The organism is Streptomyces sp. NPDC091972 (genome assembly GCF_044756385.1).
Lineage (GTDB): Bacteria > Actinomycetota > Actinomycetes > Streptomycetales > Streptomycetaceae > Streptomyces.
Window position 1 is genome coordinate 1 of record NZ_JBIVSV010000003.1, and the last position, 23,348, is coordinate 23,348.

The following is a 23,348-nucleotide window of genomic DNA, read 5'->3' on the forward strand; positions in this document are numbered from 1 at the left end:
AAACGCCCGGTTACATTCCGAACCCGGAAGCTAAGCCTTACAGCGCCGATGGTACTGCAGGGGGGACCCTGTGGGAGAGTAGGACACCGCCGAACTCCTTTTAGAGCTCTGGCTCTTGGGCACGCAGCCCAAGAGCCAGAGCTTTTTTGCGTTGAGGTAGGGTCAGGGAGCATCGTTGGCACGTTTCCCACAGGAGGCCCCCGGGTGGAGGTCCAGGAGACCCGCGTCCAGACGGACCGGGTCCTCACCATCCCCAACATCCTCAGCATGGCCCGGCTCGTCGGGGTGCCGCTCTTCCTGTGGCTGATCCTCAGGCCCGAGTTCGGAGGGCCCAAGAGTGACACCTGGGCGCTGCTGGTACTGGCTCTGAGCGGGATCAGTGACTACCTGGACGGCAAGCTGGCCCGCCGGTGGAACCAGATCAGCAGCCTCGGCCGGCTGCTCGACCCCGCGGCTGACCGTCTCTACATTCTCTCGACTCTGGTCGGCCTCACCTGGCGCGAGATTCTGCCAATCTGGTTGACGGCTGCACTTCTCTTGCGGGAGCTGATGCTCCTGGTGATGGTGGGCATCCTCAGGCGCCACGGTTATCCGCCGCCGCAGGTGAACTTCCTCGGCAAGGCCGCCACCTTCAACCTGATGTACGCCTTCCCGCTGCTACTGCTCAGTGACGGAACTGGATGGATCTCGTCACTCGCTGCTATTTTCGGATGGGCGTTCGCCGGATGGGGTACAACCCTGTACTGGTGGGCAGGAGTGCTCTATGTGGTCCAAGTCCGCCGCCTGGTCCGTGCGGACGCTGAGGCCGACTGAACTCGCCCATTGGCACGGCCGTAGCGGCTCGATGGCCCCCGACGGAAAAGTGCGGGACAATCTGGACGGGTGAAGTCGGCTAGACCGTCATCTCTCAAGGAGGACGCTTCCGACATGAAGGCCGTCGTGATGGCCGGAGGCGAAGGCACACGCCTTCGTCCCATGACCTCGAGCATGCCCAAGCCGCTCCTGCCGGTGGCAAATCGGCCGATCATGGAGCACGTTCTGCGGCTGCTCAAAAGGCATGGGCTCAACGAGACCGTCGTCACCGTCCAGTTCCTGGCCTCACTGGTCAAGAACTACTTCGGTGACGGTGAAGAGCTCGGAATGGAGCTCTCCTATGCCAACGAGGAGAAGCCACTCGGTACCGCCGGAAGCGTCAAGAACGCCGAAGAGGCGTTGAAGGACGATGCTTTCCTCGTCATCTCCGGTGATGCCCTGACCGACTTCGACCTCACCGAGCTCATCAACTTCCACAAGGAAAAGGGCGCTCTGGTCACCGTCTGCCTGACGCGTGTACCCAATCCGCTCGAATTCGGCATCACCATCGTCGACGAGGAAGGCAAGGTCGAGCGCTTCCTGGAAAAGCCGACCTGGGGCCAGGTCTTCTCGGACACCGTGAACACGGGCATCTATGTCATGGAGCCCGAGGTCTTCGACTACGTCGACCCCGATGTGCCCGTGGACTGGTCCGGCGATGTCTTCCCGCAGTTGATGAAGGAAGGCAAGCCGATCTACGGCTATGTCGCGGAGGGCTACTGGGAGGACGTCGGCACCCACGAGAGCTATGTGAAGGCGCAGGCCGACGTCCTGGAAGGCAAGGTCGACGTCGAGATCGACGGCTTCGAGCTCTCCCCGGGCGTATGGGTGGCCGAGGGTGCCGAGGTGCATCCCGACGCCGTGCTCCGCGGCCCGCTGTACATCGGCGACTACGCCAAGGTCGAGGCCGGCGCCGAGATCCGGGAGCACACCGTCGTCGGCTCGAACGTGGTCGTGAAGAGCGGGGCGTTCCTGCACAAGGCCGTCGTGCACGACAACGTGTACGTCGGGCAGCAGAGCAATCTGCGCGGCTGTGTGGTCGGGAAGAACACCGACATCATGCGGGCGGCTCGTATCGAGGACGGCGCGGTCATCGGTGACGAGTGCCTCGTCGGCGAAGAATCGATCATTCAGGGGAATGTACGGGTCTACCCGTTCAAGACCATCGAAGCCGGTGCCTTCGTCAACACCTCGGTCATCTGGGAGTCCAGGGGCCAGGCGCATCTCTTCGGCGCCCGTGGTGTCTCCGGCATCCTCAACGTCGAGATCACCCCGGAGCTCGCGGTCCGGCTGGCCGGTGCCTATGCGACGACCCTCAAGAAGGGCTCGACCGTCACCACCGCCCGCGACCACTCCCGTGGCGCGCGAGCACTGAAGCGGGCCGTCATCTCCGCTCTCCAGGCCAGCGCCATCGACGTACGCGACCTGGAGAACGTACCGCTGCCCGTCGCGCGGCAGCAGACCGCGCGGGGGAGCGCCGGCGGGATCATGATCCGGACCACGCCCGGTGTGCCGGACTCCGTGGACATCATGTTCTTCGACGGTCGGGGTGCGGACCTGTCCCAGGGCAGCCAGCGCAAGCTGGACCGGGTGTTCGCGCGGCAGGAGTACCGGCGCGCGTTCCCCGGTGAGATCGGGGATCTGCACTTCCCCTCCAGCGTCTTCGACTCGTACACCGGTTCGCTGCTGCGGAACGTCGACATCACCGGGATCTCCGAGTCCGGGCTGAAGGTCGTCGTGGACGCTTCCAACGGAAGTGCCGGACTGGTGCTGCCGAGTCTGCTCGGGAAGCTCGGGGTGGACTCGCTGACCATCAACCCGGGGCTCGACGAGTCCAGGCCGACGGAGACGGCGGACGCCCGGCGGTCGGGGCTGGTGCGGCTGGGCGAGATCGTGGCGTCCGCGCGGGCCGCGTTCGGTGTGCGGTTCGATCCCGTGGGCGAGCGGCTGTCGCTGGTGGACGAGAAGGGCCGGATCATCGAGGACGACCGGGCGCTGCTCGTCATGCTCGACCTGGTCGCCGCCGAGCGGCGCAGCGGCCGGGTGGCGCTGCCGGTGACCACCACGCGGATCGCCGAGCAGGTGGCGGCGTACCACGGGACGCAGGTCGAGTGGACGACCACCTCGCCCGACGACCTCACCAGGGTCGGACGCGACGACTCGACGATCTTCGGCGGTGACGGCAAGGGCGCCTTCATCATCCCGGAGTTCAGCAGTGTCTTCGACGGCACGGCGGCCTTCGTACGGCTGATCGGGCTGGTGGCACGGACGCAGCTCACGCTCAGCCAGATCGACGCGCGGATTCCGCGGGCGCATGTCCTCAAGCGGGATCTGGCGACTCCGTGGGCCGTCAAGGGGCTGGTGATGCGCAGGGTCGTGGAGGCGGCGGGCGATCGCTTCGTCGACACGACCGACGGCGTCCGGGTCGTCGAGACCGACGGGCGCTGGGTGATGGTGCTGCCGGATCCGGCGGAGGCGGTCACCCATCTGTGGGCCGAGGGACCGGACGACGCGTCCGCGCAGGCCCTGCTGGACGAGTGGGCGGCGGTCGTGGACAGCGCCGGCCGCTGAGCCGCCCCACGCGCGCGTGCCGGACAAGTCTCCCCAACGGGGCCTGTCCGGCACGCCGATGGGGCCATTCGGAGGTAGGGGCCGCGACGTGCGACGATGTGCGGCATGCCGCAGCAGCCCCCCATTCGGAGCACCCCCACGCGCCCGTCGCGCCCGGACGCCTCCATGTCGCTGCTCACCAACGTCATGGACCACAGCCTCGACGACGGGTACGCCGAAGCCGCTGCCCGCAAGAAGGCCGCCGGTGACGGCGGGCTGCCCAAGACGTTGCGGGCGAGACTGGGGCTCGCCCTTGGCCTGGTGCTCGCCGCCCTCGTGGTCACCGTGGGGGCGGCGCAGGCGCGGGTGGCCGCCCCGGTCGTGGCCAAGGAGCGCGAGGAGCTCATCGACCGCATCGACCGCGAGACCGAGACGGCGGACCGGCTCGAGGAGAGCGTCGACCGACTCCGCGACGACGTGGGCACACGGCAGCGCGAGGCCCTCAAGCAGAGTGGCGACAGCGGCCAGGCCGATCTCGTGGGCATCCTGTCGGGCGCCGTGGAGGTGCACGGCCCGGGCGTGAAGCTGGTCGTGGACGACGCCAAGGAGGCCGGCACGGGCGGCGGCGACGGGAACCCGCGGGAGACCTCGGGGTTCTCCGACACCGGGCGGGTCCGCGACCGGGACATGCAGCGGGTCGTGAACGGACTGTGGGAGTCGGGCGCGGAGGCCGTCTCCATCAACGGACAGCGGCTGACCGCCCTGTCGGCGATCAGGGCCGCGGGTGACGCGATACTGGTCGACAACAAGCCGCTGGTCCCGCCCTACACGGTGCTCGCAGTGGGGGACGGGAAGCGGCTGAGCACCATGTTCCAGGACAGTGCCGACGGGCTGTATCTGCACGCCCTGGAAGAGAACTACGGCATCCGGACCGCCATCTCCGTGGAGGACGACCTCCGGCTGCCCGCCGCACCGAGTGTGATCGTACGTACAGCAGAGCCGAGAACTGAGAAGGGCACATCGTGATCGCCGTACTGGGCCTCGTCGTGGGAGTCGTGGCCGGCCTGTTGGTCCGGCCTGAGGTTCCGGCGGTTGTCGAGCCTTATCTGCCGATCGCCGTGGTGGCTGCGCTCGACGCCGTCTTCGGGGGGTTGCGGGCCATGCTCGACGGCATCTTCGACGACAAGGTCTTCGTCGTGTCGTTCCTGTCGAACGTGGTCGTGGCCGCGCTGATCGTGTTCCTGGGCGACAAGCTGGGCGTGGGCGCCCAGTTGTCGACCGGAGTCGTCGTCGTGCTCGGCATCCGGATCTTCTCCAACGCCGCGGCGATCCGCCGGCACGTCTTCCGGGCGTGAGGCCGATGAACGAGCCGGAAGAGACGCCCGCGGGCGGGCTGCGCAGGGAACTGCCGGAGGAACGCCCGGCGGCACCCGCCCAGGAGACCGAGGGGCCGGGAGCCCCGGCCGAGGAGACCGGACTGACCGGCCGTCAGCGGCTGGTGAAGGGGCTGTGGCCGCCGCGCGTGACGCGGGCCCAACTCATCGTCGCGGTCCTGCTGTTCGGCCTCGGATTCGGTCTCGCGGTCCAGGTGGCGTCGAACAGTGACAGCGACAGCGCGCTGCGCGGGGCGCGACAGGAAGATCTTGTACGCATCCTCGATGAACTGGACGACCGTACTCAGCGTCTTGAAGACGAGAAGCAGGGCCTCGAGAAGCAGCGGGACGAGCTGGAGAACAGCTCCGACCAGGCCGAGGAGGCCCGCAAGCAGACGGTCGAGAAGGAGCGGCAACTCGGCATCCTGGCGGGCACGGTGGCCGCACAGGGGCCGGGCATCACGATGACGATCGAGGACACCAAGGGGACGGTCGAGGCGGACATGCTGCTCGACGCGGTCCAGGAGCTGCGGGCTGCCGGGGCGGAGGCGATCCAGGTGAACGGCGTCCGGGTCGTCGCCAACACGTACCTGTCGGATTCCGGCAAGAGCGTGAGCGTCGACGGGAACAAGATCACCGCACCCTTTCGTTTCAAGGTCATCGGCAATCCGCAGGACCTCGAACCGGCGCTGAACATCCCTGGAGGCGTGGTGCAGACTCTCGAGAAGGAGCAGGCCACCGTTGCCGTCGAGCGGTCCGACAAGATCGTCGTGGACGCCTTGCGAGCAGCGAAGCAGCCTGACTACGCTCGGTCGTCCTCCCAGTGAACCGGGGGTGCATGGGGGGCATCCGGCCAGGGCATGAGGTTGCGGGGGGTCGGCGCACCGATTGGGTGGTGCGTGGTGGAAACTGTCTGGTGGAAACGGACGTTGTGAGGATGTCCGGGTCGACCGGTGTGTTCAATCAGGGTTCGTCCTGCCCCACGGGCGGGTCTGTTTCGGTCAAGGGGAATCGCCCGTGAAGTTGTTTCAGAAGTTGTTCGGCAAGAGCGCGCGAGAAGGTAGCGAGAACGCCACCGCTCGTCATCGCGCACAGCCCGACGCCGAGGGTCAGCGCCCGCTGTTCCGGGACCAGGTCGCCGGTCAGGGTGGTGACGTTTCCGGAGGTCAGGGCGTGCCGTCTGTTGACCCTGCCCAGTCCGGCGGCATAGGTTTCGGGCAGCCGTCAACCTCAAGTACGGGTGGAGGGTTTTCCCCTATGTCGGCCCTGGTGTGTACGAGGTGCGGTAACCGCAACGCGGAGAACAGCCGCTTCTGCTCCAACTGCGGCGCCCCGCTGCGGGCCGGAGCCGTGCCCGAGCGCCCCTCGGAGACGACCTCCACCATCTCCATCTCGGGACTCGAGGCCTACGACTCCGAGGTCACCGGCCAGACGCAGATGCCGGCGCTCTCCCCGGAGGCGCAGGCTGCCGTCGACGCGCTCCCGCTGGGCTCCGCACTCCTGGTGGTGCGCCGCGGACCGAACTCGGGCAGCCGCTTCCTCCTGGACGGCGAGCTGACCACGGCCGGCCGGCACCCGCAGAGCGACATCTTCCTCGACGACGTCACGGTCTCGCGCCGGCACGTGGAGTTCCGCCGCGGTCAGGACGGTTCGTTCACGGTGTCCGACGTGGGCAGCCTCAACGGCACGTACGTCAACCGCGAGCGGATCGACTCGGTCGCCCTGAACAACGGCGACGAGGTGCAGATCGGCAAGTACCGCCTGGTGTTCTACGCGAGCCAGCGGGGCTACTGACCCTCCCAGGGAAGGTCCATGCTTCAAACACCGAGCGGCGGTGCCGGACACGGCACCGCCGCCACGGACAGTGGGCTGATGAGCATCGGCACGGTGCTGAACGTGCTGCGCGACGAGTTTCCCGAGGTCACGATCTCCAAGATCCGATTCCTGGAGTCCGAGGGCCTCATCGAGCCGCAGCGGACCCCCTCCGGGTACCGCAAGTTCAGCAACCGGGACGTGGAGCGCCTCGGCCACGTCCTGAGGATGCAGCGGGACCACTATCTGCCGCTCAAGGTGATCCGGGAGCACCTGGACGCCATGGAGCGCGGCGAGGCCGTCGCGCTGCCCACGGTGGGCCGCCAGCGGGACGGAGAAACGGTCCTGGAGGTCTCCGAGGGCCCGACCGCGGCCAGGATCGGGCGGGCCGAGCTGCTCGCCGCCGCCGAGATCGGCGAGACGGAGCTGGCGGAGTGGGAGTCGTACGGGCTCATCACGCCGCTGCCGGACGGGGCCTACGACGCCGAGGCGGTGACTGTGGCCGCGCTCGTCGTCGAACTCGGGCGGTTCGGGATCGAGCCGCGGCACCTGCGGGCGATGAAGGCGGCCGCCGACCGTGAGGCCGGGCTCGTGGACCAGGTGGTGGCCCCGCTGAAACGCCACCGCAACCCGCAGACCCGCGCACACGCGGAAGCCCGCGCCAAGGAACTCGCGGGGCTCACGGTGAAGCTGCACGCGGCACTTGTGCAGACCGCGCTCGGCGTACGCCTGCCTTGAGGGCGGGAGGGCCCCGGATCGTCACCCGTTTCCTGCCCGACTACCCAAACGTCCCGGGCACGGCCTAGGGTTGCTGTGTGAACGAGCTCGATGTCGTAGGTGTCCGGGTCGAAATGCCCTCCAACCAACCGATCGTGCTTCTGCGTGAAGTGGGAGGCGACCGCTACCTCCCCATCTGGATCGGGCCCGGGGAGGCGACGGCGATCGCCTTCGCGCAGCAGGGCATGGCCCCCGCACGACCGCTGACCCACGACCTGTTCAAGGACGTGCTGGAGGCGGTCGGCCAGGAGCTCACCGAAGTACGCATCACGGACCTGCGTGAGGGCGTCTTCTACGCGGAGCTGGTCTTCGCCAGCGGGGTCGAGGTGAGCGCGCGGCCGTCCGACGCCATAGCGCTGGCCCTGCGCACCGGAACGCCGATCTACGGCAGCGACGGGGTGCTCGACGACGCCGGTATCGCGATCCCGGACGAGCAGGAGGACGAAGTGGAGAAGTTCCGCGAGTTCCTCGACCAGATCTCCCCCGAGGACTTCGGCACCAGCAGTCAGTGAGGGGTACACGGCCGGTTCGGCGGATCGGTGGTCCGTGACGGTTCGGCCGTGTCCGGTCGTCACGGAAATGCCGGCATTTGCCACCGGCGCGTGAGAGCGTCCTACGGCCCGTTCGGAGCGCATTCGGCTAGCCTTTCCCCGCGGTGGGGCACGGGAAACCACTCCTTGGGTGATTATCACTCGGCGTGCCGAGTGTGGCGATCGTTGACGCACCCCTGGTGACTGCCTACCGTCGAGAAGGCAGGTCAAGGACGGAGGTCGGCGTGAGAAGCAGCGGCGACGGTACGGCTGGGGGTGCCCCCGGACGCAGTCTCGGGGCGAGCGGTCCGTACCCGCTTCACACCAGCGCGGCCGACCATCATGCTCCGCAGCGACCGGCGGCCGTGCCGAGCAGCGGAGGGGCGACGTCCATGGCGTCCGAGCAGATCGGCTATCGCGGTCCCACGGCCTGCGCGGCCGCCGGCATCACGTACCGGCAACTGGACTACTGGGCGCGCACCGGGCTCGTGGAGCCGAGCGTGCGGCCCGCCTACGGGTCGGGGACACAGCGGCTCTACAGCTTCCGGGACGTCGTCGTCCTGAAGATCGTCAAGCGGTTCCTCGACACCGGTGTGTCGCTGCAGAACATCCGCACCACGGTTCAGCACCTGCGGGAGCGCGGATTCCAGGACCTGGAGCGCATGACGCTCATGAGCGACGGGGCCACGGTCTACGAGTGCACCTCGCCCGACGAGGTCCACGCGCTGCTCCAGGGCGGGCAGGGGATCTTCGGGATCGCCGTCGGCGTGGTGTGGCGGGACGTCGAGAGCGCCCTGTCGCAACTGCACGGGGAGCGCATCGACACCGGGGAGACGCTCGTCGGGCACAACCCCGCGGACGAGCTGGCCAGGCGCCGCAACCGGGCGGTCTGAGACCGGCCGCCGTCCGCGGCGGGGCATTGTCAGTGGCGTAGGGCAGCATCGGACATGTGAGAAAAGCGCCCACGATCCTGCATCTCGACATGGATGCCTTCTACGCCTCGGCGGAGCAGGCGTCCAAGCCGAGTCTGCGCGGGAAGGCCGTCGTCGTGGGCGGGCTGGGGCCGCGGGGTGTGGTGGCCACCGCGTCCTACGAGGCCCGGGTGTTCGGGGTGCACTCGGCGATGCCCATGGCCCAGGCGAGACGGCTCGCGCCGAACGCCGCATATCTTGTGCCGCGCTTCGGGTTCTACAAGGCGATCAGCGAGCAGGTGATGGGGCTGCTGCGGGAGCTGTCGCCCCTGGTGGAGCCGCTGAGCCTGGACGAGGCGTTCGTGGATCTGGAGGCCGGGGGAGCGGCCTGGGACGAGGCGTCGGCGCGACTGGTCGGGGCGAAGCTGCGGGCCGACATACGGGCCGTCACGGGGCTCACGGGGTCGGTGGGGCTGGCCGCGTCGAAGATGCTCGCGAAGATCGCCTCCGAGCAGGCCAAGCCGGACGGGCTGGTGGTGATCGAGCCGGGCACCGAGCGGGCGATGCTCGGGCCGATGTCGGTGCGCACCCTGCCCGGGGTGGGGCCGGCGACCGGGGACCATCTGCGGCGGGCCGGGATCCACACGGTCGACGAGATCGTCGAGGCGGGGGAGGACGAGCTCGTACGGCTGCTCGGCAAGGCGCACGGGCACGGGCTGTACGCGATGGCGCTGGCGCGGGACGAGCGGGCCGTGGTGGCGGAGCGGGAGGCCAAGTCGGTGTCCGTGGAGGACACCTACGACGTGGACATCCATGACCGGGTGCGGGTGGGGCTGGAGGTGCAGCGGCTTGCCGACCGGTGTGTGCGGAGGCTGCGGGAGGCCGGGTTGTCGGGGCGGACCATCGTGCTGAAAGTGCGGCGGTACGACTTCTCGACGCTGACGCGGTCCGAGACCTTGCGGGGGCCCACGGATGATCCGGCGGTGGTGCGGGAGGCCGCCCTGCGGCTGCTGGAGGGCGTCGACTCGACGGGGGGTGTGCGGTTGCTGGGGGTGGGGGTGTCCGGGCTTGCCGACTTCACCCAGGAGGATCTGTTCGCCCAGGCCGCGGGGGAGGGCGCGGACCAGGCCGTCGAGGAGGCGGCCGACGACGTCCCGGCCGAGGAGCGGGACGTGGTCGTCGAGCGGCGGTGGGTCGCCGGACACGATGTGCGGCACGCCGAGTTCGGGCACGGGTGGGTGCAGGGGAGCGGGCTGGGGCGAGTCACCGTGCGGTTCGAGACGCCGGATTCGCAGCCGGGGCGGGTGCGGACGTTTCTTGTCGACGATCCGGCGCTGGAGGCGGCTGAGCCGTTGCCGTTGGTCGAGGGGGTGAGGGTGCGTCAGCGGCAGTCGTGAGGGGGCAGGCGTCGGTGGGGTTGGGACTGGGGTGGGACACCCGGTTGAGGTGTCGACTTCGGTTCGGGGCCGTGGGCGGCCGGTTCCCTGCCGGACGGTCTGCAAGTTCCCCTTGCGGGGGTGGAGTGTGGGTGCGCGGGGGGAGCGACGCTTCGTCGGAACGGGGAGCTGCGGTTGAGGGGGTAGGGCGCTCGGCGAGGCCCGGGTTCGGGCGCGTGGCGGCTTGGTGGCCTCGGGTGGTCCAGCGCGGCGTGCAGCTCCGCTGGACGGGCCTGGAAGGGGGGCCTGAGGGTGGGGGGGAGGAACTCGGTTGCCGGCGCGAGGCCTGGGCGGGGTTGGCGTCGGCGGGAGCGTGGCCCGTTCAGGTGCCCGCGTCCTCCGTGCCGGCCAGCTTGCCGAAGTCGTGGTCCGGGAAGGCGGGAGGTGTCGCCACGTCGAGGCCGTAGTGGTGGTAGAGCTGGAGTTCCTGGTCGGGGGAGAGGTGGCGGCCCACGCCGAAGTCGGGGGCTTCCTTGATGAGGGTGCGGTCGAAGGGGACGTGCAGGGTGCCGTCGACCAGTTCGCTGGGCTCCAGGGGCACGAAGGCGTCCCGGGAGAAGAGGCCCGTGCGTATCGCGGCCCACTCCGGCACGCCCGTCGCGTCGTCGAGGTAGACCTCGTCGACGGTGCCGATCTTGGTGCCGTTGCGGTCGAACGCCTTGCGGCCGATCAGGTTGCGCGGATCGATGTCGGTCTGCACGTGCCCTCCACTTGGTCGCAACTCATCCGAAGCGGTCGTAAGCACTACGAAAGAGCACATCGGGGTGGGCGGCCACTCGAAGACTCGTGCGGCGACCTCGCTGGTAGGCTTGCGAACGGCTGCTGACCCCGTGCGGGAGAGTCCTCCGGACACCATCGGAGGCGCCGAAGGAGCAAATCCTCCCCGGAATCTCTCAGGCTCACGTACCGCACGGACGAGGTCACTCTGGAAAGCAGGGCGGGTGTCGACGGCTTCCGCTCTCACCGACGGTGAAAGCCGGCGGCCTTCGGGCGGCCGGTGAAGCTCTCAGGTTGAGATGACAGAGGGGGAGGCCGTCGGGGTACCCGCGCCGGGGTACCCCTCGAAGGTCGCGTCAGACCAGGAGGCCTCCGCAATGACCGCCCACCGCATTCCGCTCGCAGAGCTTGAGCAGGGGATCCCGTTCGAGCAGCGTCACATCGGTCCGGATCATGAAGCCCGGGCCAAGATGCTCGCCCACGTCGGGTACGGCTCGCTCGACGAGCTGACCGCCGCCGCGGTGCCCGACGTGATCAAGAACGCCGATGCGCTGGAACTGCCCGGTGCGCGCACCGAGGCCGAGGTGCTGGCCGAGCTGCGGTCGCTGGCCGACCGGAACCAGGTCCTCGACTCCATGATCGGGCTCGGGTACTACGGCACCTTCACCCCGCCCGTCATCCTGCGCAACGTCATGGAGAACCCGGCCTGGTACACGGCCTACACGCCGTACCAGCCGGAGATCTCGCAGGGACGGCTCGAGGCGCTCCTCAACTTCCAGACCGTGGTCGCCGATCTCACCGGCCTGCCGACCTCCGGTGCCTCGCTGCTCGACGAGGGGACCGCCGCGGCCGAGGCCATGGCACTGTCCCGGCGGATGGGGAAGAACAAGAAGGGGCTCTTCCTCGTCGACGCGGACGCGCTGCCGCAGACCATCGCCGTGATCGAGACCCGTGCCGAGCCGACCGGCCTCGAGGTCGTGGTCGCCGACCTCAGCGACGGCATCCCGGCCGAGGTCGCCGGGCGTGAGATCAACGGCGTGCTCGTCCAGTATCCCGGCGCCTCCGGTGTCGTACGGGACATCAAGCCGCTCATCGACCAGGCCCACGAGCTCGGCGCGCTCGTGACCGTCGCGGCCGACCTGCTCGCGCTGACCCTGCTGAAGTCGCCGGGCGAGCTCGGGGCGGACATCGCGGTCGGGACCACGCAGCGGTTCGGTGTGCCGATGGGGTTCGGCGGACCGCACGCCGGCTACATGGCCGTACAGGAGAAGTTCGCCAGGAGCCTGCCCGGGCGGCTCGTGGGCGTGTCCGTGGACGCCGACGGCAACAAGGCCTACCGGCTCGCGCTCCAGACGCGTGAGCAGCACATCCGCCGGGAGAAGGCGACCAGCAACATCTGCACCGCGCAGGTGCTGCTCGCGGTCATGGCCGGGATGTACGCCGTCTACCACGGCCCCGACGGGCTGAGGGCGATCGCGCGGCGGACGCACCGGTACGCGAACATCCTCGCCGCGGGACTCACGGCCGGCGGGGTCGAGGTCGTGCACGGCTCCTACTTCGACACGCTCACCGTGCGGGTGCCGGGCAAGGCCGCCGAGGTCGTCGCCGCGGCGCGGGAGAACGGCGTCAACCTGCACCTCGTCGACGCCGACCACGTGTCCCTCGCGTGCGACGAGACCACCGCGCGGGCCCAGGTGGCCGCCGTGTGGAGCGCCTTCGGGGTCGAGGGCGACATCGAGGCGCTGGACGCGGCCACCGAGGAGGCACTGCCCGACGCGCTGCTGCGCGGCGACGACTTCCTCACCCACCCCGTCTTCCACCAGCACCGCTCCGAGACCGCGATGCTGCGCTACCTGCGCCGGCTCGCCGACCGGGACTACGCGCTCGACCGCGGCATGATCCCGCTGGGCTCCTGCACCATGAAGCTCAACGCGACCACCGAGATGGAGCCGGTCACCTGGCCCGAGTTCGGGCAGCTGCACCCCTTCGCGCCCGCCGAGCAGGCGCAGGGCTACCTGACGCTGATCCGGGAGCTGGAGGACCGGCTCGCCGAGGTCACCGGGTACGACAAGGTGTCCCTTCAGCCCAACGCGGGCTCGCAGGGTGAGCTGGCCGGGCTGCTCGCCGTACGCGGGTACCACCGGGCCAACGGCGACGAGCAGCGGACCGTGTGTCTGATCCCGTCGTCCGCGCACGGGACCAACGCCGCGAGCGCCGTGATGGCGGGCATGAAGGTCGTCGTCGTGAAGACCGCCGGGGACGGCGAGATCGACGTCGAGGACCTGCGGGCCAAGATCGAGAAGCACCGCGACGAGCTGGCCGTGCTGATGATCACCTACCCGTCGACGCACGGGGTGTTCGAGGAGCACGTCGCCGACATCTGCGCCCAGGTGCACGAGGCCGGCGGTCAGGTGTACGTCGACGGCGCCAACCTCAACGCGCTGGTGGGCCTGGCCAAGCCGGGGCACTTCGGCGGCGACGTCTCGCACCTGAACCTGCACAAGACCTTCTGCATCCCGCACGGCGGCGGCGGTCCGGGCGTGGGACCGGTGGGCGTCAGGGCGCACCTGGCGCCGTACCTGCCCAACCACCCGATGCAGCCCGAGGCCGGTCCTGAGACGGGCGTCGGGCCCATCTCGGCCGCGCCCTGGGGGTCCGCGGGGATCCTTCCCATCTCGTGGGCGTACGTCCGGCTCATGGGCGGCGAGGGGCTCAAGCGGGCCACGCAGGTGGCGGTGCTCTCCGCCAACTACATCGCCAAGCGGCTGGAGCCGCACTACCCCGTGCTCTACACCGGCCCCGGCGGGCTGGTCGCGCACGAGTGCATCATCGACCTGCGACCGCTGACCAAGGCGACCGGCGTGAGCGTCGACGACGTGGCCAAGCGGCTCATCGACTACGGCTTCCACGCGCCGACCATGTCGTTCCCGGTGGCCGGGACGCTGATGATCGAGCCGACCGAGTCCGAGGACCTGGGTGAGCTGGACCGGTTCTGCGAGGCGATGATCGCCATTCGCGCGGAGATCGAGAAGGTCGGGGCCGGGGAGTGGGACGCGGAGGACAACCCGCTGCGGAACGCCCCGCACACCGCGGGGGCGCTCGGCGGGGAGTGGGAGCACGCGTACACGCGCGAGGAGGCCGTCTTCCCGGGCGGTGTCTCGGCCGCGGACAAGTACTGGCCGCCGGTGCGGCGGATCGACCAGGCCTACGGTGACCGGAACCTGGTGTGTTCCTGCCCGCCGCTGGACGCGTACGAGGACTGACCTGCCGTGAGAAAGGGCCCCGCTTCGGCGGGGCCCTTTTCCGTGGTCGTCGTTGCCGTCAGGCGGTCGCCGGGGACACCTCGGTCGACTTCATCAGGGCGACGACCGTGGTGCCGGCGGTCAGGGCGAGGCCGGTCGCGGAGTCGGCGGTGATCGCGGAGGTGAGTTCGCCGGCTTGACGGGGATCTTCACGGTGGCCACGTCGGTGACCGTTCCAGGGAGCTGGTTGCGGATGTACACGCCCTGGGCCGGATCCAGGGCCGCGCGGTCGGTGACGGGGTGCGGACCGGGGGCGAGGGAGACCTCCGCCGGCTTCACCATGTCGTGGACCCCCGTGCCGGGCATGCGCGGCTCAGCCGGTGTGGACGCGGGGGCGGCGGGCGCGGTCCGGTTCCGCCTCGCGGAGGACCTCCCGGGTGACGGGGGCGACCTCGCCCTGGCCGAAGAGGAAGAAGCGCAGGAAGTGGTGGAAGGGGCTGCCCTCGGTCCACTCGAAGTAGATGTGGGGGGTGCGGCCGGTGATGTCCCGGACGTGCAGGAGGAGGGCGGCCAGGGCGTTCGGGATGGAGGAGGACTCCAGGGTCAGGACGCGGTAGCGGCCGTGGAGGACCTCGCCGCGGACGGTCAGGCTCGCCTCGAACTCGGAGGGATCGAGGACGGTGACCTCGACGAAGACGAAGTCGTCGCCGGGGATGTCGTTGTCGGCGCAGATCTGCTCGATCTTGTCGCGGTACTCGGCCTGGTCGCGCTGGTCGGGTTCGTTGGCGATGAAACGGATCTTGCGGCTGGCGATGTCCCTGATGAAACGTTCCGCCATCGCGTCCAGGTGCACGCTGGTCACGCGCAGCTCGAAGGCGCGGGCCAGCCGGGAGAGGAGGGAGACGAGGATGATGCCGGCGATGAAGCAGGCGCCGATCTTGACGCCGTCGGGGCGTTCGATGACGTTCGCGACGGTGACGTAGAGGAACACCGCCGAGATGACCGCGAAACCGATCGTCCAGCCGCGTTGGCCCGCCTTGCGGGCGGCGATGGTCACCGCGATCGCCGCCGAGCTGATGAGGACCAGGACGCCGGTGGCGTAGGCGCCGCCCTGGGCGTCGACGTCGGCGTCGAAGATCCAGGTGACCAGGAAGCCGATGAGGGTGAAGACGATGACCATGGGGCGTACGGCGCGGGCCCAGTGCGGGGCCATGCCGTAGCGGGGCAGGTAGCGGGGCATCAGGTTGAGCAGGCCGGCCATGGCCGAGGCGCCCGCGAACCACAGGATGGCGATCGTGGAGACGTCGTAGACCGTGCCGAAGACGCCGCCCAGGTAGTCGTGGGCCAGGTACGCGAGGGCGCGGCCGTTGGCCTGTCCGCCCGCCTCGAACTCCTTCTCGGGGATCAGGAGGGTGGTGACGAAGCTGGTGGCGATCAGGAAGACGCTCATGATCAGGGCGGCCGCGGTGAGCAGCTTCTTGGTGTCGCGGATGCGGCCGGCGGGGTGTTCCTCGGTGTCGCCCGGGTCGCCCTTGACGTGCGGCATGACGGCGACGCCGGTCTCGAAGCCGGACAGGCCGAGTGCGAGCTTGGGGAAGACGAGCAGGGCCACGCCGACCATGGCGAGGACGTTGCCGTGCTCGGCGGTCAGGGCGCTGGACCAGTCGGTGACGACGTGGCCCGCGGTGACGACGTGCCACAGGCCGACGATCACGACGACGACGTTGAGGGTGAGGTAGACGCCGACCAGGGCGACCGCGACGCCGACGGCCTCCAGGAAGCCCTTGAGGAAGACCGCGCCGAGCAGGGCGACCAGGACGAGGGTGATGAGCATCTGCCGGCCGTGCAGGACGCCGGTGAGGTGGGGGTTCTCGACCAGGTGGGTGGAGGCGTCGGCGGCGGAGAGGGTGATGGTGATCAGGAAGTCGGTGGCGGCGAAGCCGAGCAGGGTCAGGACGAAGAGTTTGCCCTGCCAGAAGGACAGGAGGCGTTCCAGCATGGCGATGGAGCCCTCGCCGTGGGGGCTCTCCTCGGCCACGCGGCGGTAGACGGGCAGCGCGCCGGCCAGGGTGACCAGGACGAGCACGATGGTGGCGACGGGGGAGAGCAGGCCGGCCGCGAGGGCGGCGATGCCCGGCTGGTAGCCGAGGGTGGAGAAGTAGTCGACGCCGGTCAGGCACATCACCCGGTACCAGGGCTGACCCCGGTGCGGCGGCTCCGGTTCGGCGTGCGGGCCCACGGGGCCGCCGTCCTTGCCCATGTCCGACAGGCCCTCCAGCATCCAGGAGCGCAGACGACTCGGGGCAGGGTGCTCGGTGGTGGCCATCTCGGGGTGCTCCTCGGCGCGGCGCGGTTCGGATCGGGCCGCCTGTGCGACGGCGCGACCAGCGTAAGCGGAGAGTGACGCTCGGGCCTGTGAATGGAGGGCCCGGGGGCGTCAAACTTCCGTTAAGACTCGGTCCGTGCACATCGGCGGTGGGAGACGGTCCAGGTCGGAGGGGTGTACGGCCTCGTCGGCGCTGCTCATGCGCGGGTCTGCGTGGGCGGACACGCAGCGTCATGTCAGGGCTCGGGTGGGAGTGGCGTGTCCTGGGCCCCGACCTGCTGCGAGCCGCGTCGAAGGGCGTGGTGAACGGGGACGGTGACCCTCTTCGTAATGTTCGCCGATGTTGCCGAATGTTTCGCGAGCTCAGGAGGGTCTCGCGGCGGACAGCGTTGTCGTGACCTGGCCGTCCGAGGTTACCTGCGGAGGTGCGTGCCCGGGGCCGCTCCGCTGCGGATCAACTGCCCCGCGCCCGACCGGCATGCGTGCCTCCGTGCCCCGATCCCCTGTCGCCGGGGTGTGTCCGGTGGGACGCTGAGCCCTGTCCGGGGAGTCGGCGGAGCAATCCGTGAACATTCCCCGTGCACAGGGGGTTGCCACCGTTTAGTAGCTGTCTCTAGGGTGCGGCAGCAGCGAAGCTTTCTGGATCAACTCCGAAACTTTCGGACCGCAGGACGGACAAGGACGGCTCCGTCCCGTACCCAAGGAGCGCATCATGGGCGACCCGGCACTGTCCCGCCGTAATTTTCTGGCGGCGTCCGCCGCGGCCGGTCTGGGCATGACGGCACTGACAGGTTGTGGCGGCGACTCGGACGGAGGATCGTCCGACGGGACGACCACGGTGGAGTGGTGGAACATCTCCACCACCGAACCGGCGAAGAGTGTCTGGGCGGGCCTCGTCAAGAAGTACGAGGCCGCGAACCCTAAGGTCAAGATAAAGGTCGTCCAGCTGGAGAACGACGCCTACAAGTCGAAGATGACGGCACTGACCGCCTCGGGGAAGCTCCCCGACATCTTCCACACCTGGGGCGGCGGCGTCCTCAAGCAGCAGGTGGACGCGGGCCTCGTCGAGGATCTGACCGAGCGGACCAAGCCCTGGTCCGACGGCCTGCTGAAGGTCACCAAGGAGCCGTACATCCTCGACGACAAGCTCTACGGCGTCCCCTTCGACATGGGCATGATCGGCTTCTGGTACAACAAGGCGCTCTTCGCACAGGCCGGTGTCAGTGAGCCCCCCACCACGTGGGGCGGCTTCCTGGAGGCCGTGAACAAGCTGAAGTCGAAGAACATCACGCCCATCGCCCTCGCCGGCAAGGAGAAGTGGCCCGGCATGTACTACTGGGCCTACCTCGCGATGCGCACCGCCGGCATCGACGCCCTCCAGAAGGCCAGTGAGGACAAGGACTTCACCGGCGCCGGGTTCGTCGACGCCGGACGCCACCTCAAGGAACTCGTCGACCTCCAGCCCTTCCAGAAGGGCTTCCTCAACGCCGCCTACTCCACCCCCACCGGCCAGGCCGCCACCGTCGGCAACGGCAAGGCGGCCATGGAACTCATGGGCCAGTGGGCCCCGTCCGTGCAGGCCGACTCCGGCAAGGGCCTCGGCGACGACCTCGGCTTCTTCCCGTTCCCCGCGGTCGAGGGCGGAAAGGGCGCCATCACCGAGGTGTTCGGCGGCGGTGGCGGACACGCCCTGCGCCGGGGCGCCCCGCAGGCGGCCGTCGACTTCCTGAAGTTCTTCGCCTCGGAGGCCACCGAACTGGAACTGGTCAAGAAGACCAGCGTCCTTCCCGTGCTCCCGAACGCGGAGAAGGCCATGACCGACCCCAACCTCAAGCTCGTACAGGCGCAGTTGAAGGCCGCCACCGGCTTCCAGCTCTACCTCGACCAGGCGTACGCCCCCGCCGTCGGCCAGGAGGTCAACGACAGCGTGGCCGCCCTGATCGCCGGCTCCAAGTCCCCCGAACAGGTGGCCCAGTCGATCACGCAGACGGCGAAGGAAGAGCAGTAGCCCGCGATGACCTCCACGTTCCTCGCAGACAAGCGGAGCGGTCCGGGCACCGAACTCCCGCCCCCGGAATCGGTCAGGGCCCGGGGGCGGGGCCGCCGGCGTGCGCTGCACTGGCTCACCGCGGTCGGCTTCCAGCTGCCCGCGCTGGTGCTGTTCGTCGGCATGGTCCTGCTGCCGATGCTGTTCGCGCTGTACGCGGCTTTCTTCCGCTGGGGCGGCTTCGGCATGCCCTCCGACTACGTCGGCACGGACAACTTCACCGACCTGTTCGACAACCCGGTCTTCCTGGGCGACCTGTGGCGCTGCCTCGTCCTGGTCGGACTCTCCCTGGTCATCCAGCTGCCCTTCGCGCTCGCCATGGCCGTCCTGCTCAACCAGCGGCTGCGCGGCCGGGCCGTCTACCGGATGCTGTTCTTCGCGCCCTACGTGCTGTCCGAGGCGATCACCGGCGTGCTGTTCAGCATGGTCTTCGCCCCGGACGACGGACTCGCCGACCACGTCCTCGGCGCGGTCGGCCTCGACGGCCTGGGCGGACTGTGGTTCGCCGACCCCTCCTACGTGATGGCGACGCTCTTCCTCGTCATGACCTGGAAGTACTTCGGCTTCCACATGATGCTCTACCTGGCCGGACTCCAGTCGATCCCGCGGGAGTTGACCGAGGCGGCGCTCATCGACGGGGCCAGTGCCTGGCAGCGGTTCCGCAACGTCACCCTGCCGCTGCTGGCGCCCACTCTCCGGATCAGCGTCTTCCTGTCCGTCATCGGGGCGATCCAGCTCTTCGACCTGGTCTGGGTGATCACCCAGGGCGGGCCCGACCACCACTCCGAGACGATGGCCGTGACCATGTTCCAGTACGGCTTCAAGCGCTACCAGGTCGGCTACGCCAGCGCGATCAGCGTGGTCATGTTCGGCATCTGCCTCGTCTTCGCCCTCGCCTACCAGCGGTTCGTGCTCCGCCGCGACCTCGAAGGGGCCACCACGACGATGAGGGGGAACGCCAAGTGACCAGCCGTACAAGGGCAGTACGGACGCTGCCGCTGCACGTGATCCTGGTAGTGGTCGGCGCGGTGATGATCGTGCCCCTGGTGTACGCCGTCCTCTCCGGGTTCAAGTCCACCGACGAGCTCTCCAGCAACCCCTTCGGGCTGCCCGAGAAGTGGCTCACCAGCAACTACACCGACATCCTCGGCGGCGGGGACTTCTGGCGGCTGCTCGGCAGCAGCACGCTGATCGCGGTCGGCACGACGGTGCTTGTCGTCGCCCTGTCCGCGCTGGCCGCGTTCTCGTTCGCACGCTTCGCCTTCCGCGGCCGGGAGGCGCTGTTCACGCTCTTCACGATGGGGCTGATGTTCCCCTTCGCGGTGGCGGTGCTCCCGCTGTTCCTGCTGCTGCGCTCGCTCGGTCTGCTGGACAACCCGCTCGGCGTGATCCTTCCGCAGGCCGCCTTCGGACTGCCGATGACGATCATCATCCTGCGGGCCTTCTTCCGGGAGATCCCCGGTGAGCTGGAGGAGGCGGCCACCCTCGACGGGTGCAGCTCCTTCGGCTTCTTCTGGCGGGTGCTGCTGCCCATGGCACGGCCCGCGCTCGGCACGGTCTCGGTGCTCGCCGTCGTCACCAGCTGGAACAACTTCATGCTGCCGCTGCTGGTGTTCACCGACAACACGTGGTGGACGCTCCCGGTGGGCGTGCAGCAGTTCCAGGGCCAGTACTCCGCCGAGTACGCCCGTGTCTTCGCCTATCTCGTCCTGGCGATGGTGCCGGCCCTCGCCTTCTACTCGGTCGCCGAGCGCCAGCTCGTCGGCGGCCTCACGGCCGGTGCCACGAAGGGCTGACGGCGTCACTTCCCTGTCCAGAACGGCTCACCCCACCCCGCACGTGAGGAGTCGCACCATGCGCAAGAACCGTCTCAGACTCGTCGGAGTGCTCGCCGCGGCCCTGGTCGTCACCGGGCTCGGCGCACCCGCCCAGGCCCACGGCAAGCAGGCCACCCTCGCCGACCTCGCCCAGCGGCACGGCCGGTACTTCGGCAGCGCGACCGACAATCCCGAACTCGTCGACGAGCCGTACAAGAAGATCCTCGGCAGCGAGTTCGACCAGATCACGCCGGGCAACGGCATGAAGTGGTACGCCACCGAACCCGAGCCGGGAGTCTTCGACTTCTCCCAGGGCGACGAGATCGTGCAGCTGGCCCGGGCGCACCACCAGAAGGTCCGCGGTCACACCCTCGTCTGGCACAGCCAGTTGCCCGACTGGATCACTTCCCGCGCGTGGACGGCGGAGGAGCTGAGGCCGGTACTGAAGAGGCACATCCAGACCGAGGTACGGCACTACCGGGGCAAGGTGTTCGCCTGGGACGTCGTCAACGAGGCCTTCAACGAGGACGGTACGTACCGCGAGACCGTCTTCTACAACACCCTCGGCCCCGGTTACATCGCCGACGCCCTGCGCTGGGCCCGGCAGGCCGACCCCAAGGTCAAGCTCTATCTCAACGACTACAACATCGAGGCCGTCGGCCCGAAGAGCGACGCCTACTACAAGCTGGCCAAGGAGCTGAAGGCGAAGGGCGTCCCGCTCGACGGCATCGGCCTCCAGGCCCATCTGGCGCTCCAGTACGGCTATCCCACCACCCTGGAGGACAACCTCCGCCGCTTCGCCAGGCTGGGCCTCGACACCGCGCTCACCGAGGTCGACATCCGGATGATCCTGCCGGCGACGGAGGAGAAGCTGGCCCAACAGGCCGACTGGTACGCCTACTTGACCGACGCCTGCCTCGCGGTGCGCCGGTGCGTGGGCATCACCGTCTGGGACTACACCGACAAGTACTCCTGGATCCCGGCGTTCTTCGAGGGCGAGGGCGCCGCGCTGCCCTGGGACGAGCAACTCCAGCCGAAGCCGGCGTACTTCGCGATTCGGGGGGCGCTGAGGTGACGTAGGCGGCGGCAGCCCGGTCTCGGGCCGGTACCGGGTGGAACTGCCGCCCGGTACCGGGTCCGTGGCCGGGCCCGCGTGCGTCGGCTGATCGCCGCGTGCTCACACCCCGGTGAGCCACTCGGGCGGACCCCCGTCCCACAGTCACCGGTGCCGGTCGGCGGGTTCGGCTCGGTCAGGGGCGCGAGAACCGTCCGCCGGGCATCACCCTCCGGGAACCGACCGTCGAGCGGGAGGCTGCCGGTGACAGGCGGCTTCGCCGCGGATGGCCGTCGCCGGCCCGCAGGCAGACACTTCCGGCGGTGCACCGTCGAGGGGTGCGCGGCGGCCGTGGCTCTGCGAAGCGATCCGACGTCATGTGCGGCCCCCCCTCCTCGCGTCACCCCCTGCCCCGATCGCCGGCGGAGCCGTGCTGGAGCGGATCACCAGTTCGGTGCCCAGTTCCACCCGGGGGGAGGCCGGGCGTTCGTCGCGGGCCAGTTCCAGGGCGGTGCGGGCGGCCAGCTTGCCCATCTCGGCGAGGGGCTGGCGGACGGTCGTGAGCGGGGGCGCCGACCAGCGGACCTCCGGGAGGTCGTCGAAGCCCACCACGCTCATGTCCTCCGGCACCCGCAGTCCACGCCTCCGCAGCGCCTCGATCGCGCCGAGGGCCATCTGGTCGCTGGCCGCGAACAGGGCGGTGGGCGGCTCGGGCAGGCCGAGGAGCTTCTCGCAGCCCGCGAAGCCGGACTCCGCGTGGAAGTCGCCCGGCACGACGAGCGCCTCGTCGAGGGCGAGCCCGGCGCCTTCCAGGGCGGCACGGTAGCCGTCGAGGCGGGCACGTGAGCAGAGCAGCCGGGGCGGCCCGGCGATCAGGCCGATCCTGCGGTGGCCGAGGGACAGCAGGTGCTCGGTGGCCGCGAGCCCGCCCGACCAGTTGGCGGCGCCGATGGTGGGCGCGTCCAGCGCGGGGGAGCCGGCCGGGTCGACGATGACCAACGGGACGCCGAGCACGCGCAGTTCGTCATGGAGGACCATGTCGAGCGCCGAGGTGACCAGGATGACCCCGCCGGAGGCTCGGGCCCGCAGGTTGCGCATCCACTCGCGGGCGTCGCCCGAGCGGCCGTGGATCGCGGAGACCACGGTGCCGACGCCCTCCGCGTGGGCGACCTCCTCCACGCCCCGGATGATCTCCACCGCCCAGGGGCTGTCGAGGTCGTTGAAGACCAGGTCGAGCAGGGGCGCGCGGGTGCCCGGGGCCGCGGGGCGCTTGCGGTAGCCGTACCGCTGGAGCAGTTCCTCGACCCGGGCGCGGGTGTGCGGGGACACGTCCGACCGGCCGTTGACCACCCGGGACACCGTCGGCACCGAGACCCCGGCCTGCCGGGCGATCTCCGTGATGGTGACCCTGCCCCGGGACGCGGCGTCGGGCTCGCCTGCTGTCACTTGTCCACCTCCGCGTCGGAGCCCCGGACGTGTCGGGCTCGAAACTTCCAGGAGTCTTCCGGAAGGTGCGCCCATACACAAGGCGTCACGGGGAGTGATCGTCGGTGAACATGCGTCGGGGCCGGTGCGCAGGCGGTCGCTGCGAGCCGGCCCCTCAAGGTCACCGGGCGGTACGACGGCCGCCCGGTCGTGCTCAGGCGGCTGTCGCCGCCGCGAGCGGGCGGTGCGGGGCGATGACCCGGCCGTCGGGCAGGAGCTCACCGGTGTCCTCGAAGAGCAGAACGCCGTTGCACAGCAGGCTCCAGCCCTGTTCCGGGTGGTGCGCCACGAGGCGGGCGGATTCCCGGTCGGCGGAGTCGGCGGTGGGACACGGTGGCTGGTGCTGGCACATTGGTGGGATCTTTCGCTGTGTTGTGATCATGGCGTCCCCCGTTGCGATAACTCAGTCCGAACCCAGT

The 23,348-nt window shown here is 69.5% G+C and carries 21 protein-coding genes, 1 rRNA gene and 1 riboswitch; of the genes, 16 read left to right on the plus strand and 6 right to left on the minus strand.

Annotated features, from left to right (window positions below; all coding sequences use genetic code 11):
* The 11 genes from rrf to ACIQJT_RS09135 form a co-directional block, all read left to right on the plus strand.
* Positions 1-95, plus strand: a 5S ribosomal RNA gene (gene rrf / locus ACIQJT_RS09085); the annotation flags it as partial.
* A gap of 109 nt (positions 96-204) precedes the next feature.
* Positions 205-813, plus strand: a complete 609-nt coding sequence (locus tag ACIQJT_RS09090) for a CDP-alcohol phosphatidyltransferase family protein (RefSeq protein WP_053852216.1) — start codon at positions 205-207, stop codon at positions 811-813.
* Positions 814-927: 114 nt separating this feature from the next.
* Complete coding sequence (locus ACIQJT_RS09095; protein WP_053852217.1) at positions 928-3,423, plus strand: mannose-1-phosphate guanyltransferase; 2,496 nt, start codon at positions 928-930, stop codon at positions 3,421-3,423.
* A gap of 165 nt (positions 3,424-3,588) precedes the next feature.
* Positions 3,589-4,428, plus strand: coding sequence for a DUF881 domain-containing protein (locus ACIQJT_RS09100; RefSeq protein ID WP_402642581.1), 840 nt, complete (start codon positions 3,589-3,591; stop codon positions 4,426-4,428).
* Complete coding sequence (locus ACIQJT_RS09105; protein WP_003988855.1) at positions 4,425-4,757, plus strand: small basic family protein; 333 nt, start codon at positions 4,425-4,427, stop codon at positions 4,755-4,757. The genes ACIQJT_RS09100 and ACIQJT_RS09105 overlap by 4 nt, the downstream gene beginning before the upstream one ends.
* 5 nt (positions 4,758-4,762) lie before the next feature.
* Positions 4,763-5,602 carry a DUF881 domain-containing protein gene (locus ACIQJT_RS09110; protein WP_365448356.1) on the plus strand — a complete coding sequence of 280 codons (840 nt, stop codon included), beginning with the start codon at positions 4,763-4,765 and terminating at the stop codon, positions 5,600-5,602.
* A gap of 61 nt (positions 5,603-5,663) precedes the next feature.
* Positions 5,664-6,569, plus strand: coding sequence for an FHA domain-containing protein (locus tag ACIQJT_RS09115; RefSeq protein ID WP_078960135.1), 906 nt, complete (start codon positions 5,664-5,666; stop codon positions 6,567-6,569).
* Positions 6,570-6,587: 18 nt separating this feature from the next.
* Positions 6,588-7,325, plus strand: coding sequence for a MerR family transcriptional regulator (locus ACIQJT_RS09120; RefSeq protein WP_402641362.1), 738 nt, complete (start codon positions 6,588-6,590; stop codon positions 7,323-7,325).
* A 77-nt stretch (positions 7,326-7,402) separates the two neighbouring features.
* Positions 7,403-7,876 carry a bifunctional nuclease family protein gene (locus tag ACIQJT_RS09125; protein WP_004002801.1) on the plus strand — a complete coding sequence of 158 codons (474 nt, stop codon included), beginning with the start codon at positions 7,403-7,405 and terminating at the stop codon, positions 7,874-7,876.
* Between the two features lie 263 nt (positions 7,877-8,139).
* On the plus strand, positions 8,140-8,787 hold the full coding sequence (locus ACIQJT_RS09130) for a MerR family transcriptional regulator (RefSeq protein ID WP_365448361.1): 648 nt from the start codon (positions 8,140-8,142) through the stop codon (positions 8,785-8,787).
* A gap of 56 nt (positions 8,788-8,843) precedes the next feature.
* A complete protein-coding gene (locus tag ACIQJT_RS09135; RefSeq protein ID WP_402641364.1) occupies positions 8,844-10,202 on the plus strand; it encodes a DNA polymerase IV in 1,359 nt (452 codons plus the stop codon).
* Between the two features lie 361 nt (positions 10,203-10,563).
* Here ACIQJT_RS09135 and ACIQJT_RS09140 read toward each other — a convergent pair whose 3' ends face one another.
* Positions 10,564-10,941: a PRC-barrel domain-containing protein gene (locus tag ACIQJT_RS09140; RefSeq protein ID WP_053852139.1), complete on the minus strand. Its 378-nt coding sequence runs from the start codon at positions 10,939-10,941 to the stop codon at positions 10,564-10,566.
* A 123-nt stretch (positions 10,942-11,064) separates the two neighbouring features.
* Positions 11,065-11,160: riboswitch (glycine riboswitch) on the plus strand.
* 175 nt (positions 11,161-11,335) lie between these two features.
* Here ACIQJT_RS09140 and gcvP point away from each other — a divergent pair.
* Positions 11,336-14,221, plus strand: coding sequence for an aminomethyl-transferring glycine dehydrogenase (gene gcvP, locus ACIQJT_RS09145; protein WP_402641367.1), 2,886 nt, complete (start codon positions 11,336-11,338; stop codon positions 14,219-14,221).
* A gap of 58 nt (positions 14,222-14,279) precedes the next feature.
* On the opposite strand, the gene ACIQJT_RS09150 is transcribed toward gcvP, so the two are convergent.
* The 3 genes from ACIQJT_RS09150 to ACIQJT_RS09160 are packed head-to-tail and all read right to left on the minus strand — an operon-like array spanning position 14,280 to position 16,526.
* Complete coding sequence (locus tag ACIQJT_RS09150) at positions 14,280-14,375, minus strand: hypothetical protein (RefSeq protein WP_402642583.1); 96 nt, start codon at positions 14,373-14,375, stop codon at positions 14,280-14,282.
* The gene (locus ACIQJT_RS09155) at positions 14,342-14,566 is read right to left on the minus strand and encodes a hypothetical protein (RefSeq protein WP_402641369.1); all 225 of its coding nucleotides are present in this window, start codon (positions 14,564-14,566) and stop codon (positions 14,342-14,344) included. Before ACIQJT_RS09155 ends, ACIQJT_RS09150 begins: the two co-directional genes overlap by 34 nt.
* A 7-nt stretch (positions 14,567-14,573) precedes the next feature.
* A complete protein-coding gene (locus tag ACIQJT_RS09160) occupies positions 14,574-16,526 on the minus strand; it encodes an amino acid transporter (protein WP_402641371.1) in 1,953 nt (650 codons plus the stop codon).
* Positions 16,527-17,238: 712 nt separating this feature from the next.
* On the opposite strand from ACIQJT_RS09160, the gene ACIQJT_RS09165 reads away from it, so the two are divergent.
* The 4 genes from ACIQJT_RS09165 to ACIQJT_RS09180 all read left to right on the plus strand — a co-directional run bounded on the left by ACIQJT_RS09165 (position 17,239) and on the right by ACIQJT_RS09180 (position 21,465).
* Positions 17,239-18,534, plus strand: coding sequence for an extracellular solute-binding protein (locus ACIQJT_RS09165; RefSeq protein WP_365448369.1), 1,296 nt, complete (start codon positions 17,239-17,241; stop codon positions 18,532-18,534).
* A 6-nt stretch (positions 18,535-18,540) separates the two neighbouring features.
* Entirely contained in the window at positions 18,541-19,539 is a 999-nt protein-coding gene (locus ACIQJT_RS09170) for a sugar ABC transporter permease (RefSeq protein WP_365448371.1), read from the plus strand.
* 65 nt (positions 19,540-19,604) lie between these two features.
* Positions 19,605-20,369, plus strand: coding sequence for a carbohydrate ABC transporter permease (locus ACIQJT_RS09175; protein WP_402642586.1), 765 nt, complete (start codon positions 19,605-19,607; stop codon positions 20,367-20,369).
* Between the two features lie 58 nt (positions 20,370-20,427).
* Positions 20,428-21,465, plus strand: coding sequence for an endo-1,4-beta-xylanase (locus tag ACIQJT_RS09180; RefSeq protein WP_402641375.1), 1,038 nt, complete (start codon positions 20,428-20,430; stop codon positions 21,463-21,465).
* Positions 21,466-21,819: 354 nt separating this feature from the next.
* Here the strand turns inward: ACIQJT_RS09180 and ACIQJT_RS09185 are convergent, their stop codons facing one another.
* Together ACIQJT_RS09185 and ACIQJT_RS09190 are read right to left on the minus strand one after the other, a co-directional pair.
* The gene (locus ACIQJT_RS09185) at positions 21,820-22,890 is read right to left on the minus strand and encodes a LacI family DNA-binding transcriptional regulator (protein WP_402641378.1); all 1,071 of its coding nucleotides are present in this window, start codon (positions 22,888-22,890) and stop codon (positions 21,820-21,822) included.
* Positions 22,891-23,083: 193 nt separating this feature from the next.
* Entirely contained in the window at positions 23,084-23,281 is a 198-nt protein-coding gene (locus ACIQJT_RS09190; RefSeq protein WP_020123464.1) for a DUF5999 family protein, read from the minus strand.
* Positions 23,282-23,348 lie beyond the last annotated feature (67 nt).